This window comes from Pleionea sp. CnH1-48, from assembly GCF_024124665.1.
GTDB lineage: Bacteria > Pseudomonadota > Gammaproteobacteria > Enterobacterales > Kangiellaceae > JAMXSB01.
In genome coordinates, this window is the sequence record NZ_JAMXSB010000001.1 from 20,965 (window position 1) to 35,122 (window position 14,158).

The 14,158-nt window shown below is 43.5% G+C and carries 13 protein-coding genes; 3 read left to right on the forward strand and 10 right to left on the reverse strand.

The window, feature by feature from the left end; all coding sequences use genetic code 11:
- Positions 1-139: 139 nt before the first annotated feature.
- The 7 genes from NH399_RS00085 to NH399_RS00115 form a co-directional block, all read right to left on the reverse strand.
- Complete coding sequence (locus NH399_RS00085; protein ID WP_253036375.1) at positions 140-3,436, reverse strand: response regulator; 3,297 nt, start codon at positions 3,434-3,436, stop codon at positions 140-142.
- Between the two features lie 5 nt (positions 3,437-3,441).
- A complete protein-coding gene (locus NH399_RS00090; protein WP_253036376.1) occupies positions 3,442-4,677 on the reverse strand; it encodes an ABC transporter substrate-binding protein in 1,236 nt (411 codons plus the stop codon).
- A gap of 239 nt (positions 4,678-4,916) precedes the next feature.
- A complete protein-coding gene (locus NH399_RS00095) occupies positions 4,917-5,300 on the reverse strand; it encodes a nuclear transport factor 2 family protein (RefSeq protein ID WP_253036377.1) in 384 nt (127 codons plus the stop codon).
- Between the two features lie 37 nt (positions 5,301-5,337).
- Positions 5,338-5,778: a GNAT family N-acetyltransferase gene (locus NH399_RS00100; protein ID WP_253036378.1), complete on the reverse strand. Its 441-nt coding sequence runs from the start codon at positions 5,776-5,778 to the stop codon at positions 5,338-5,340.
- Positions 5,779-5,834: 56 nt separating this feature from the next.
- Positions 5,835-6,998, reverse strand: a complete 1,164-nt coding sequence (locus NH399_RS00105; RefSeq protein ID WP_253036379.1) for a PatB family C-S lyase — start codon at positions 6,996-6,998, stop codon at positions 5,835-5,837.
- 108 nt (positions 6,999-7,106) lie between these two features.
- Positions 7,107-7,931 (reverse strand): class I SAM-dependent methyltransferase, encoded by an 825-nt coding sequence (locus NH399_RS00110; protein ID WP_253036380.1) that lies wholly within the window; start codon positions 7,929-7,931, stop codon positions 7,107-7,109.
- A gap of 153 nt (positions 7,932-8,084) precedes the next feature.
- Positions 8,085-8,984, reverse strand: a complete 900-nt coding sequence (locus NH399_RS00115; protein ID WP_253036381.1) for a LysR family transcriptional regulator — start codon at positions 8,982-8,984, stop codon at positions 8,085-8,087.
- A 107-nt stretch (positions 8,985-9,091) separates the two neighbouring features.
- On the opposite strand from NH399_RS00115, the gene NH399_RS00120 reads away from it, so the two are divergent.
- The 3 genes from NH399_RS00120 (at position 9,092) to NH399_RS00130 (ending at position 10,741) form a co-directional block, all read left to right on the forward strand.
- Positions 9,092-9,382, forward strand: a complete 291-nt coding sequence (locus NH399_RS00120) for a putative quinol monooxygenase (protein ID WP_253036382.1) — start codon at positions 9,092-9,094, stop codon at positions 9,380-9,382.
- A 22-nt stretch (positions 9,383-9,404) separates the two neighbouring features.
- Positions 9,405-9,884 carry an SgcJ/EcaC family oxidoreductase gene (locus tag NH399_RS00125; protein WP_253036383.1) on the forward strand — a complete coding sequence of 160 codons (480 nt, stop codon included), beginning with the start codon at positions 9,405-9,407 and terminating at the stop codon, positions 9,882-9,884.
- Between the two features lie 110 nt (positions 9,885-9,994).
- Positions 9,995-10,741 carry a VOC family protein gene (locus NH399_RS00130; RefSeq protein ID WP_253036384.1) on the forward strand — a complete coding sequence of 249 codons (747 nt, stop codon included), beginning with the start codon at positions 9,995-9,997 and terminating at the stop codon, positions 10,739-10,741.
- Between the two features lie 77 nt (positions 10,742-10,818).
- Here the strand turns inward: NH399_RS00130 and NH399_RS00135 are convergent, their stop codons facing one another.
- From NH399_RS00135 to NH399_RS00145, 3 genes are all read right to left on the reverse strand, one after another.
- Positions 10,819-11,934 carry a 5-(carboxyamino)imidazole ribonucleotide synthase gene (locus NH399_RS00135; RefSeq protein ID WP_253036385.1) on the reverse strand — a complete coding sequence of 372 codons (1,116 nt, stop codon included), beginning with the start codon at positions 11,932-11,934 and terminating at the stop codon, positions 10,819-10,821.
- Positions 11,925-12,416 (reverse strand): 5-(carboxyamino)imidazole ribonucleotide mutase, encoded by a 492-nt coding sequence (gene purE, locus NH399_RS00140; protein WP_253036386.1) that lies wholly within the window; start codon positions 12,414-12,416, stop codon positions 11,925-11,927. Before purE ends, NH399_RS00135 begins: the two co-directional genes overlap by 10 nt.
- A gap of 672 nt (positions 12,417-13,088) precedes the next feature.
- Positions 13,089-13,961, reverse strand: a complete 873-nt coding sequence (locus NH399_RS00145; RefSeq protein WP_253036387.1) for a DUF2726 domain-containing protein — start codon at positions 13,959-13,961, stop codon at positions 13,089-13,091.
- Positions 13,962-14,158: the final 197 nt, after the last annotated feature.

The following is a 14,158-nucleotide window of genomic DNA, read 5'->3' on the forward strand; positions in this document are numbered from 1 at the left end:
ATAACTTCTGTTATGACAAAAAGTAATTAAATTATAGTCTATGAGAATGGAATAAAAGAAGAAAAATCAGGTATTTAATCCTAGTCGATGTACCTGTGGTCAGATTTGTTTTGCTGTCTGGCTTAGTTGAGCCTCGCCACTAGACTTCCACTTTTGATGCCCTTTGTAGCAAGCCAGATAGCACCTTCTTGAGCAAGGCTTCATCAATGGGTTTGGTGATGTAATCATTCATACCCGCAGCCAGGCATTTTTCTCGGTCCCCCTGCATGGCGTTAGCGGTCATTGCAACCACAATAATGTCTTTATAATGCTCCCCGGCAGCGCCAGAACGGATCTGTCGAGTGGCTTCATAGCCGTCCATTTGCGGCATCTGACAGTCCATTAATATCAAGCCATAACGCACATCGGCTGGCTGTTGATTAAGTATGTCTAATGCCTCAACGCCATTGTTTGCACAGACGACAGCAAAGCCCAAGCCTTTAAGCATCCCCTCTGCAACCATCTGATTTACCTTGTTATCTTCGACGAGTAGCAAAGAATGTTGGACTTCCGGAAGTGACACATTCTTGGCACTTTCTCGCTGTAAGGTATTTAGGTAATGCGTAGTCACCAAAGGCTCGGCCTGATTGAGCGCCTTGCCGTCTTCAATAATCACTTTCAGTGCATCATGCAGATCTCGAGAAGTCGTAGGCTTAGGAAAATAGGCACTAAATCCAATATCGGCAAATTCGTGAGCATCTCCACGAAACGCTATCGAGGTCATCAAGATAAGCCGGGTATTTTTGTATCGAGTATCTTTTTGCAACAACCCACCCAGTTGTCGGCCATCCATATCAGGCATCTGCAAATCCAATATCGCAATATCGTAGCCTCTCCCCTGCTCACTCTGTTGCTCAAAACAACTCAGCGCAACAGCGCCACAATCAGCCTCAGTCACCGTAGCCCCCCACTGGCTAAGCTGCTCTCTCAGCACTTGCCGATTCACTACGCTGTCATCCACGACCAGAATATTAAGCTCAGATATATCGATATCAGGAATACTCAAGTGTGATTTCTTCGACTTGCCTACTGGGAGCTCAAACTCAAAGCAACTCCCCTTATCTATCTCGCTACTGACTCGAACCTCGCCTCCTAACATCGAACAAAGCCTCTTAACTATGGTGAGTCCTAAGCCTGTTCCGCCGTATTTACGGGTGGTGGAGGCATCGAGCTGGCTAAATTCTTCGAATAATTTATCGAGCTTCTCATCCGGGATACCAATACCCGTGTCTGTCACAGAACAATGGAGATGCCAATGATCCGAGCTGATATCTTCTAGTCTTGCGCTTACTGTGATGCGTCCTTCTTTGGTGAACTTGATCGCGTTGCCAATAAGGTTAGTGACTATTTGGCGAATGCGAACAGGATCGCTCTCTACCATAGGCTGGTCAACATCAGAGATATCTAACACCAACTCAACACTTTGATTACCCGAAATCAAATATCCCATCGCCTCGATACACTCTTGCAATAACTTGGGCAAGTCAAAAGAAAGAAGCTCCAATTCCAATTTTCCCGCTTCAATTTTTGAAAAGTCCAAAATATCATTGAGAATTACCAACAAAGATTTCGCGCTGTTTTGCGCAATATCAATTCGATGCAGTTGCTCGCTGGTTAAGTCAGAGCTTTTTAGCAGACCTAACATGCCCAGAATACCATTCATAGGCGTTCGAATTTCATGACTCATATTGGCCAAAAATTCACTCTTTGCATTGGTAGCCGCTTGCGCCTGATCTCGCGCTAGCTTGAGCAACTCTTCTGATTGAATACGGTCAGTGATATCCGTTTGAATGTCAATGTAACTTTGTGGTTTACCGCTGCTGTCCTTAAAAGGTACGATAGTAGTATCAACCCAATAGAGCTCACCGCTTTTCTTTCGATTGCAGATCTCACCATGCCACACATTGCCTTTCGATATGGTTTGATACATCTCTTCAAAAAATGACTGACTGTGAGTGCCCGAATTGATCAGTCGATGATTTTGTCCGATCAATTCCTCTTGCTGATACCCACTGATTTCTGAGAATTTTTTGTTGGCAAAGGTAATGGTTCCCTCGATATCAGTTACCGCTACAATAGCATGTTGGTCTAGCGCAAACTTTTGTTCTTTAAGATCACTAAGCGCCTGGGCAATGATCTGATTGCTTTCTGCCAGTACCTTCTCACTTTCTTTGCGTTCAGATACATCATCTTGTATAACAACAAATGCAGTTAACTCGCCATCTCTTTGATAAACAGGAGAAAGATAAAGATTACTCCAAAAAGAGCGCCCATCTTTGCGCTCGTTAATCAGCTCGATATTCAACTCCGCCCGCTTTTGCAAAGCTTGCTCAATCTCAGCAATAGCTTCTTTATCAGTCTCTTTTCCTCTAAGTACAGAAAGTAACTTCTGACCATAGACCTCTAGCCGAGTATATCCTGTCATTTTACCAAAGGAGTTATTGGTATAAGAAATAGGAAAACCCGGTTGCTCTGCATCGGCTATTGCAACGCCAATAGGGCTGGCTTCAATTGCTTGAGCCAACAAATTATTTTGTTCTAATGCTTCTTGTATTTCTCGTTGAGACTGTTCAATTTTTCGATAAGGATTGAGAATCAATTGACGACCAAAAAGAGCCAAGACGCCAAAAGCGACGGTCAAACTGGCAATGATCGCCAGTGCGGTATCTCGCATGTAGCCCCACTTTCTCTCTTCGATTGCCTTCTTATCCACTAGATAGCTCAGCTTTAAACCAGCACCTTTTATAGGAAAGGTGTGTATATTTGAATACTCTCCACCGGGCTTTTTGCTTGAATAAGTTAAGAAATCACCTTCCAAAGAAATGGCATTAGATGATCCTTCGATAATTGATGTTAATAGTGCTTGCAAACTGTCGGACAAAAATGTGACCAATACACCTTCGGCAAGATTGTTGTATTTAACCGGTACAGCAATCACAAAGTAAGACTGATTGTCTTCCTCATGAAGCGCAACAACCACTTCGGCGTTGTGATTAAGAACAGCGTCAAGCCAAGACCCTTGCACCGAGTTGAGTCTTGAGCTTTCTGGCTCAGAGCTGTAAACGACTTCACCAAGTACATCGAGCAAAATCAAAGACTCTTTTGTTCCCAAAATTCTAAAGTCATCCAGGTAATCCGCCAGATTTGCACGAGACAACTCGGACCCCATCACACTACTGGAGAGTGTTGGTTTGCTGGCCAAATCCTGTAGTATTGCCACTCGAGTAGTGATGAACTGTTGCAAGTTAGAAGCAGCCAATTTAGATTTGGCTTCTATGCTTTGCTCCATAAGGTTAAAAACCGATGTTTGCGTGCGTCCACCCACGAGATACATACTAATGATAATGGCGGCAACCATACTGAAAAACACAAACAGATAAAAAACTCGAGAGGTCATTCTGTTTAATGACTCATAGCTGTGGATTGATGGTTAGGAAAAACATGAATCACGCCTTTATCATCATAGTAGGCCATGCAAAAGTCGTTGAGTTGTAACGCTTCGTGAGCATCCTCCTGCTGCTTAGTCCAGGGCAAAAACGGGGGCTTGTAGGTTTTTACTAACCCCTTAACGGGTCGCTCAATACGTTCAAGCACAGATTGCAAGGCTACACGATCTTTTTTTACATCTCCCGTCAGCTTGATTTGATCGAGAGCAGCAAGCAATATCTTGCCCATATCATAAGCATGAATAAACCCCGTCGGTGCGACTATGTCTTCCGGTTTTTTTAGTTTGCCGGGATAAAGTTGGTAGGCGCTTTTTAAAACCTGGTTTGACAACTTGTTAGCAGGCGTCGATATAAAGGAAAAACAGGTTTGAATAAAAGACAAATCCAGATCACCATGCAAGTGGTCTCGATAAGTATTATGAAAAGTCCCCCCGGTAATACCCCAGTGACTTATCATTGGCAGGCGTTGTTCTTTCGGTAAAGATATCATGGCTTTGGCAAACACAGAGCCTTCAATGGCATTACCAACAAATAAAATACAATCGGCTTTTGTATTGATAATTTCTCTTAAAATAATTCGAGCGACATTTTTTTGCGTATTCCACTCAAACCAGGTCACAGCAAAGTCTTTAATATTTTTCGCATTAAGAGCTTTGGTTAAAGTTTTAACATTAGATTTACCCCATCCAGTATTTTCCAATAATAAGTGAGGTGACTGACACTCTTTGTTTTCTACCGCAAATTGCGCTATCCGAAACCCGGCTTTGGTATCGTCAATTGATACACGAAAAACCCAGTTGCGCCCCTCAGAATATCGTGTAATAGGCCCGCCTGCGGCCCATGGAACCATGAGTAGAATTTGATTTTGGTTAATAAAGTTGCGATTAACAATATAAGGTGGAGAGTGTAGCCCTCCTAATACTGCGAGTGCCTCAGGGTCCTTGGTAAACCGCTTTAGATTCAGCAAACTGCGTTTTACGTTACCCTGATGATTTTTAGGGACCAGCTCAAGGGTATACCCTTGAACATTATGACCCGCCTCTGCGAGTGCAGTGTTAAAGCCCATCGCCATCGATTCAGCCGACTCCAGATGTCCGGTGTAATCTGCATCATGATAAATGACCAGTTTGGCCCCCATCACCGGAACCGAAATAACAACAGCAATAAACACTCGTAGCAATGCAGACAGCATCGTCATTCACCTATAACTATTTGTCTTTTATTTTTCAAACACTTATCTATTCAAGCATGGGTATGTTTAGAAGACTTACTTTACTCATACCAACAAATTTCAACTGTTCAGGATCAGAGAAGAAGGACTATTTTGGACATCCTGCTAAAGAAGTATAGTCACAAAACGGCAACTCGTATTGATGCCGCCGCTTGAGGTTAAATACCACTGGCCTTCACATTCCAGGAAGCTTAGTTCGACTAATAGAGCGTATTTCCGTTCGCACTGGTTGCAGGGATTTCTTGTATCGAATCCCAATGCTCAACAATCTTCCCTTGCTTATCAAAGCGAAAAAAATCCATAGTCACATACTCATCGCCACCGGGCCAGGTTTGGTGCGTATGGAGTGCTACCAACTCGCCTTCTGCAACAGCCCGAACAAAACGAATGTGTTTGTCGGGATATTCGCGGTGCATCTGGTCAAAGTACTCAATAAAAGCCTCCTTGCCATCACCAACCAGAGGATTGTGTTGAATATACTCATCACCAACGTATTTCTCGACGGCTTTACGTGGCTGACCAGAGTAAGCCGTCTGATAAAAAGCTATCGCATTTTCTTTGTTTTGAGCGAGTGGATCTGACATGACAACCTCTCTATAACTTCGTTCTTAGCGCCTCGACTTAGTCTAGATCCATTGTCATGCCTGCGCCAAAAACGTCTGTGGGTCGTACAGTAAATCCAAACTGTTGGTAAAAAGCTTCTTTGCCAGCCGCCGACATCAATCCTACGGTTGCGCTACCGGGCAGCTTGTATTCCTTAATCTGCGCCATTAACCGAGACAAGATTTTTGAACCAACCTGCTGATTGCGAAAAGCAGGATCAACAATCAGATCCTGAATGTAGTAGTTCAGCGCTCCATCGCCAATCACTCGGCCAAACCCCACCACTTTTTGATCAGCACATACCGTGACCGAAAATAGTGCATTGTCGAGTGCTCGCTTAGCCTGAAGCTCACTGATCGTTCCCCAGCCACAGTCGGCTCGGAACTGAATAAATGATGCGACAGGAGGTGCCTCGTCACGATAAGACAACTCGATGGACAGATGATTGTTTTGCGTCATAGCTCCTCTCTACAGTTAAGCGCTCAGGATTAAGCTCTCACTTTCCATCATGCCAGTTAATCTAGCTGACGTTCTAACTCTCTAAACCTTGCCTGAATAACCGACAAAGGCGATGCAATATTCATACGATAAAAATAGTCACTGTCTGCACCAAACCAAGCACCGGGTGTTAGTCCCATTTTTGCTGCAATCAACTTCTCTTTAACTTCGTCAGTTGTAAGTCCCAGATTTTCGAAATTCATCCACACCTGATAAGTCCCTTCTACAGGATATAAAGAGACCAGAGGCAGCTTTGTCTCGACAAAAGTTTGAATCCATCCAAGCGTATTTTTAAGATAAGTTAACAACTCATCAAGCCACTCATCCCCTTTGGTATAAGCGGCAATTGCAGCATAAGTAGAAAACGCATTACCATGTCCCAGATACATGGCATCCACCACAGCTTTGACTTGCTCCAAACGCTCCAAGTTTAAAGTGTAAATGTATCCATTGGATATGCTTTGCATGCCGAAGGTTTTCGCTGGCGATCCTAACAGTGCCACATGACCTTGTTGACTATAACTGGCAATACTGGTGAACGCATGTTTGCTATAAATAATGTCAGAATGAATTTCATCACTGATAAGGATCACATTATATTGGTTGGCCAATTGCACTAAGGCTTCTAACTCGTCTTTTGTCCACACTCTCCCGACAGGATTATGAGGATTGCAAAGTAACATGGCTCTAACATTGCCAGACCGAAACTTTGCTGCGAGATCGTCAAAATCCATTCGGTAGTGGCCATTATCAATTCTTAAGGGGCTTTCGATCAGGTTTCTATTGGCTTTGGTGATTAGATGCTTAAATTGGTGGTAGACCGGAGTTTGGATCAGAATGCCCTCTCCAGGTTCGCTCAGCTCTCGAATTAACAGAGCAATCCCCGTCAGCACGCCCGGAACTTGCGCAAACTGTTCTGGCTTCAGATCAATGTTATGGCGTCTTTGATACCAGCCAACCAGAGCTTCATAAACCTTCTGATCATCGAACTCGTAAGCGAACTGACCTCGCTCAGCCAAACGCCGCAACTCCTGTTGTATCGGCTCTGCCACCTTAAAATCCATATCAGCCACCCAAAAAGGGGTGATATCTGAAGTACCGTAAATTGATGTGAGCATTCCTGGCTCATGACGAATAAAATTATTCTGCGAGCTTGTATCCAGTTCATCAAAGTTAACCACTCAAAACCTCTCTTTCTATCATCTATATTCAGGGTATAACCACTAAGACGAAAGTCAGTAGAAAAAGACGAAGTTTGCTTATAAAAAATAATCAGCTGCCAGTGTTTATCACCGATCCAGATAACTCAGTTTAACAATTGATGGAGCAAATCGTTTAAAAAAGGATATCGAAAATAATGCGTAGGTCCACTGAAATTCAAATCGAGGGTAACTTGGATAACCAATATCAGCAATGCTCACATCTTTCTTAACCCACTGCCTGAAGGTGGGCATGATGTTACTTTTATCAATTCCCCAGGGCATTTTTGGTGCTGTGTAGTTTTTGGTGGGTGCCCATCCTTTTTTTGATGTTGTCAAATTGGACATCCATTTAGGGATCGTATCGAACAAAAGACAGCAACGAGGAAAGTAATCAAAAATATCACTAATCAGATTTCGAGCCTCATCTTCGGTAAAGTACATTAACAATCCTTGTGCCGTAATAAATACGGGCTTGTCTTGAGGCACTTGTTGAAACCAGCTTCTGTCTAGAGCCGACAAGGCAATATGGTGATACTGCTCATCAGGAGAAATAAACTTTTCGCGCACTTTAATAGATTCGGGCAAATCAACCGTTAACCATCTGACATCAGGATGATTAATTCGATATCTTTGAGTCTCTAACCCTTCGCCCAGGTTAATGACAACACCGTCAGGAAAACGCTGCAAAAATGCTTCAAGCTCTTTATCAAAGGTGATGGCTCGCAGCGCGTGAACCACATCCGGCTTACCAAAATTGGCATCGAAGTCATAATCAATCGATTGATAAATTTCGATGGCTTTTTTATCGTCAAGAATACCATCACTGCGTTGCGCTTCTTCAGCTCGATTACGTAAAGTAACCAGCATGGTTTCGGGTACATCGGTTAAGCCAGGACGAATAGAACTTCCCATAGACTACGTCTCCATCTGCGATATAAGTAAACGACTTTCTAAGATAAGTATGCACGCTACCCTATAAGTTTTTCTTTGCTGTTTAAATACCTCTTGGAGCTAAAAATGTGCTTTAAGACGCTAATGAATCACTTTTTGACGGTGTTATCGGTATTAGGGATATTCCGTCATCAATTCCTTTCGCACAGCATTAATCACCTCCGTCACCGATTTAGGCGGCATGGTGTCGTAAGCGTGCACCGCATATATGTCTTTTTGCGGTAGAGAGAAGTTGGGAAACAACTCAATCAGTGCTCCACTCCTGAGATCATCGGCCACTGCCAGACTTGGCAGCAAAGCGATCCCAAGGCCCGCTCGAGTCAGTGCCAAAGTAGCCGCCACCGTATTGGCAAACAGGCTAGGCTCAAACTTAACCGTCAGTGATTGTTTTTTGTTGCTGAGGCGATGGGTACAAATTCCCTCTTCTCTTGAATGAGCAATATAAGGAAGTGCCTCTAATTGCGAGATAGTTCGGGCAGAGTGGCCTAGTTTAATATTTTGCAAAAGCTCCGGCGAAGCACAAAGAACATCGTTTAGCACTCCGACTTTTCTGGCCCTCAAGCTACTGTCTGCTAACTTCCCTACTGTAATGGCTACATCAATGCCTGACGCAATCAGATCCAGGCGCTTATCATCCGCGATGATGGTGGGTTTCAATCTTGGGTACTGGTTGATGACATTCGATAATGCGGGCGCTATCACGGGTGCAATCATTGCGTGAGGTGCCGTCAGGGTGATGCTCCCTGCTGGTGTAGCACCAAAATCTTCCATTTCGGTGGCAGCCCGTTGAGACAAAGCCAATATCTCTTTGCAGCGCCGATAGTAGCGCTCTCCGGCTGGGGTCAGACTAAATCTCCGTGTAGTGCGGGTAGCGAGCTTAACCCCTAGCTCCTCTTCCAACCGCTTCAGATTCTGACTGACCGCTGATTTAGCAATACTCAAGACATCTGCGGCCTGGGTGATGGAGCCCGTTTCTACGACCGTCACAAAGCTGAGGGGTAAAGTAGAAAGCATGACACATTGTTCTCATATAATTAACAGTCATTTCAATATTACATGGTTTTTAAAACAATAGATATCCTCTAAAGTGTCTACATCCCCAATCAACAGAGTGAAAGACAATGGCTCTTATAACTCAATTTGAATTAATAGCAAAAGAAGCAAACGGTGAAGCATTATCGGCCTTTTTGAGCGAGATTTTACCAGGCACCCTCTCCTATGAAGGCTGCGAAGGCGCAAATTTTGGCGTATCCGAAGACAATGCATCATCGGTGTTACTCATCGAAAAATGGCGTTCAAAAGCCGATTTCGAAGCTTACCTGAACTGGCGCATCGACAGAGGCGACTTTGCCAAACTGCAAAGCCTGCTGGCGCGAGATCCTAACGTACAACATTTTAATCTAACCGCTTAATCTTAAGATAAGGAGTTTACTCATGCGTATTCAACAACATCTCTCACTGGCCGCCGCTTTATTCACATTCGCATTATTGGGTTCTAACCTGGCTCAGGCAGAATCCAAAGCGACAGATCCCGCTACTCGAGCAGCGACCGACAAGAATCTTCAAGTTGCAGTAGCAACAGCCAGTAAAGCCTGGAAAGACGCCTTCAACGCAGGTGATGCTGCCGCAGCCGCTGCATTGTATGAAGAAGATGCTGTGATGGTGGTAAAACCTTTTGGCACTTACAAAGGTCGCAAAGCGATCCAAGCATTTTGGACCGACATTATTAGTAAAGGCTTTGACGATGTGGTCTATAAAAACACGGTCACCACACTGCTTGATGACAAATCAGCACGTATTGCTTCAGACTGGAAGATGAACAACGCCCACGGTGTGATCACCAATGAGCTTTGGGTGATTCAGCCCGATGGACGCGCTTTGTTACGTGAAGATCACTTCGAAATTGCGCAATAAAGTAAACACAAGAAAAGGCAACAGAAAAGGTTGCCTTTTTCGTTTATAACACGAATATTTAATGGACTTCCGATGTCCTATTTTAACTGCCAGATAAAAGGAAAAATTTGATGCCTAAAATCGAGACTCTGTTGTTACGTTGTAAAGACCCACAAGCTCAGGTTCGTTTTTATTGTGACCACCTGGGTATGACAGAATTTGATGATGGCTCAGTTGGCTATGGTGGTGAACAGGCGAAGTTTCGTTTTATTCAAACCGATGGTGTTTATGAGCCTCAGCGCAATGATGTGTACTGGAAGATTGCTCTGGCCGTTCCCAATATTGAGCTGGCTTACAAACAATTGGTCGCCAAAGGCATTGACGTTGGCCAACCTCGTCAGTTTAAAGAGATTGGTTATCTCGCGCACTTTTGTGATCCCGAAGGTTTTACCATTGAGTTAATTGAGCATTGGTTTCTGGGCAATCGACAGGACGATGTCATTGATCCCGAATTATTAGGCGGCGGTGCACATTTTAATTTGCTCACCTTACGCACGGCGGATATTGCCCCTGTTAACGAAGCTTGTTTGTCTTGGGGTATGACTCCTTTATCCATCCAGCCCGTAGAAGATTACAATTTTACTTTGTATTTTTATGCCTTTACTTCCGACACTCCGCCCTCTTCTGATTTGCAGGCAGTAGATAATCGAGAGTGGCTGTATCAACGACAATACACAGTGTTAGAGGTACAACATTTGTTGCAGGATTCTGAAGTTCGCCAGCCTAAAGAAACTGAGCCTGGCTATGCGGGAATGGTAATATCAGGCCTGGCGGACAGTACCGATGATGCAGGCTTGATAGTTAGAGCAAGTGCTTAGCTTTTACTTTTCTTTATTCAAAAAAATAGGCCGATGCTTTATTTAAGCATCGGCCTATTGTCATTCAAAGACTTAATTTAGCCTTTTTTTGCAGCCTCGATTTGTGCCTGAAGATCGTCCATAGCACGATTTAAATCATCACGAGACTTGGCAACAAAGTTTACGTGTCCTTGCTTACGCCCAGGTTTTACAACTTTATTGTACCAGTGCAAAGTCGAACGATCGGTTAGTGAAATATGAGCTGGCTCTGTTGGCCCTAGCAGGTTAATCATACCCGCAAAACCATGAACTTCGGTTGAGCCTAAAGGCAATCCTGTAATCGCCCGTAGGTGATTTTCGAACTGGCTAGTCACAGCACCGTTTTGTGTCCAATGGCCACTGTTGTGTACCCGTGGCGCTAACTCATTAACCAGAATATCTTGCTCAGTAACAAAACATTCCATGGCGAGTACGCCAACGTATTCCATTTCGTCCAACAAGCGTTCCATATAACTCGCGGCTTTTTGAACGAGGGCTTCGTCAACCGCCTCAGCAGGAACACTACTGCGAACAAGGATGCCGTTATCGTGGGTGTTTTCTGCCAGAGGATAGAATTTTTTATTACCCTGACGGTCTCTTACACCAACCACAGACACTTCTTTGATGAAAGAAATAAATTCTTCAACAATCACACCGCCAGCGACGGCTGATTTTGGAACATCATCAATGTCTTCTGGTTTTTTAACACGCCATTGAGCTTTGCCGTCGTATCCATCAGTAACAGATTTAACAACTACAGGCAGCTGTAGCTTGTCGAAACCGACTTTAAAGTCATCCCAGTTGTCAGCAAAAAAGAAGCTGGCGTTAGGGATGTTGAGTTTGTTCAATAAGGTTTTTTCTGCGTTGCGATTCTGGCAATAAGCAAGCGCCGAGAATGAGGGTGCGATCTGAGTGTAGTTTTCTAGATCTTTGTAGGGTGCAATTTCGATTTGTTCTTTTTCGAAAGTCACTACATCGGGTTTTTTAAGGGCTTCAAAAAGTTGCTCACCGGTCATGTTTTCTTCCCAGTAAGCAATATGACCCAGACCATCCACACAACGTGTGTCAGTAACGCCTTTTTCTTCAGCCAGAAAGCTGAATTCGATCCCCAGAGGAATTCCCTCCAGAGCCAACATTCTTGCTAATTGCCCAGAGCCTAAAACCGCTACTCGCATGTTTTTACCTCTGGTACAACACTTTCTGTTTGCTTGTTGCGGAACTCGTGCAAGCGCTCGCGTACTTCTTGATTCGATACACCAACGATTTGAGCTGCCATTAATCCAGCGTTATAAGCACCCGCATCGCCAATGGCTTGAGTCGCAACGGCAACACCTTTTGGCATTTGCACGATGGATAGCAAGCTGTCGATACCGTTAAGGGTTTTGCTTTTTACAGGTACAGCAATGACGGGCAATACGGTCATGGCAGCGGCCATACCAGGTAAGTGTGCAGCACCACCGGCACCAGCGATAATGGCGCTGTAACCGTTGGATTCGGCATTCTTAGCAAATTCGTACAATCGATCAGGCGTTCTATGAGCCGACACTACCTGAGCAGTGTAAGGAACCTTCAATGAATCAAGAACATCGGCCGCATGCTTTAAAGTAGGCCAGTCACTTTGCGATCCCATGATGATTGCAATTTTCGGTTGTTGCATAGCTAATATACTCCTAGCTAGTAAGCCATAGTGTCAGGAGAGCCTAATTGGATATGCTGCCTGACACATATAAAAGGTTGTTGAACATAGTGGAGCGGTTAAATGCTCTCTTTGTACAATAAACAAGCATCAGAGTCGCCCTTTTGTAGGGGCTCTGGGCATTAAATTCTTTGTTGTATCGCTTTTATTGCTTTGTGACCCTTTTGTTGCACGAGCCAGTGCGATATCAATAACAATAGCAGGCATTGCCAAAAGTACGACTATCGGGGTGAAAACCTCGTGGAGCCTGCTTTGTAGGCGCTATCAGCCACATTGACTGAGTGATAATAGAGCACCTTTCTCTCTGGGGGTATAAGCCCTTGAAATTGGGGAAAATACCGCAAGCCGCCAATCCTACAACAATTTGCGGTTAAGCTGTACCCCATAAGCTGAAATAAGTGGTTCTATTGCCAAGCTATTACACTCTGGCTAGCAAAAATCAGCTGTTTATGGAGTATTTTTCTCGGCCTAGCAGTCAAATAAACGGTAACTGCTCAAAAATCGAGCTAGATAGTCATCAATTAAGGAAGAGATTTTAGATCGAATGGACAGAGGCCATCAACTGGAGTGAGGTTAGAGTGTGGATAACTCAGTTAAGTAGACTTTGCAATACTATCCGCCAACTTTATGTAGTTAAATAGGACAGGCAATGCTTCCAGACTTAGCCAGCTGTCGGGGCTCTAGCTCTGAACAAAACCCGTTTAGTATACTTCGAAAATCGCTTGTAGTGACACCGATTGATTCATCTAGAAAATACTTTTCCAGCTTTTTATCTAAATCAAACATTGCTAGCATACTTAGCAAATCGCTGACCAGTACAGCTTGGAAATATTGCTTCCTCATACCTGTTTTCACAAACACAACTTTATCATTTCCAACCTCAACCCAACAAATACAACGATAGTTTCCCTCGTCATCTATGCCTACCCAGTGTGAAGGAGCAGCTTGCTCAATTTTACCAAGTCTATGCAAGCTTCGTATCTTTACCTGTATTTCAGAAGATAACCAATACGGCCATTTCCTATCTTTACCATCTGATGCAATAAAACAAGGGTCAAAGACTTCATCAAATGAAACAACTCCACTTCGCTGAGCATCATCAAAAGCCTTTTCAAAAAACCATACATCTATAAAGTAAGTAAGAAGATCAATTCCTTTGTATTCTTTAGTTATATAAAGAGAGTTAATCCTCAGAATTGGATGTGAGAACCTCTCGCACATAGCATTTTTTATCTTGTCATTTTCAATCTGGTGTTTATCAAGACGATGAAAACTGCCATCATATTCAACACTAAACAAAGGCAAATAATTTTTATCAGTAATCAGAAAGTCAAAATGCGATTTTAAGCAATAACTATACTCCTCGTTACTAATTCCACTATTCCTGATAGGAAAAATATCTGCTAATCGAACTTTAGGGAATACATGAGCGCTATGCCCTATTCCCACTTCCAACCTATCGAATGTAATTTCTTCATATTCGTTTAAAAGACGTAAGTTTGACATACTTTCTATATAAAGCGATTTTATCCATCTAATTTTTATTCACGAGAGGATAGTGCCTTCAACCGTAGCTCTTCTCAGTATATTAACTCGTGTGGCATAAATTACAGCAGTAATAACAGCCATTAACTCTCATTCCAGACAAGTTTTGCTTGGCAAAATTAACAGCTCCATGACATGATGAATGAAGCCCTAAACTA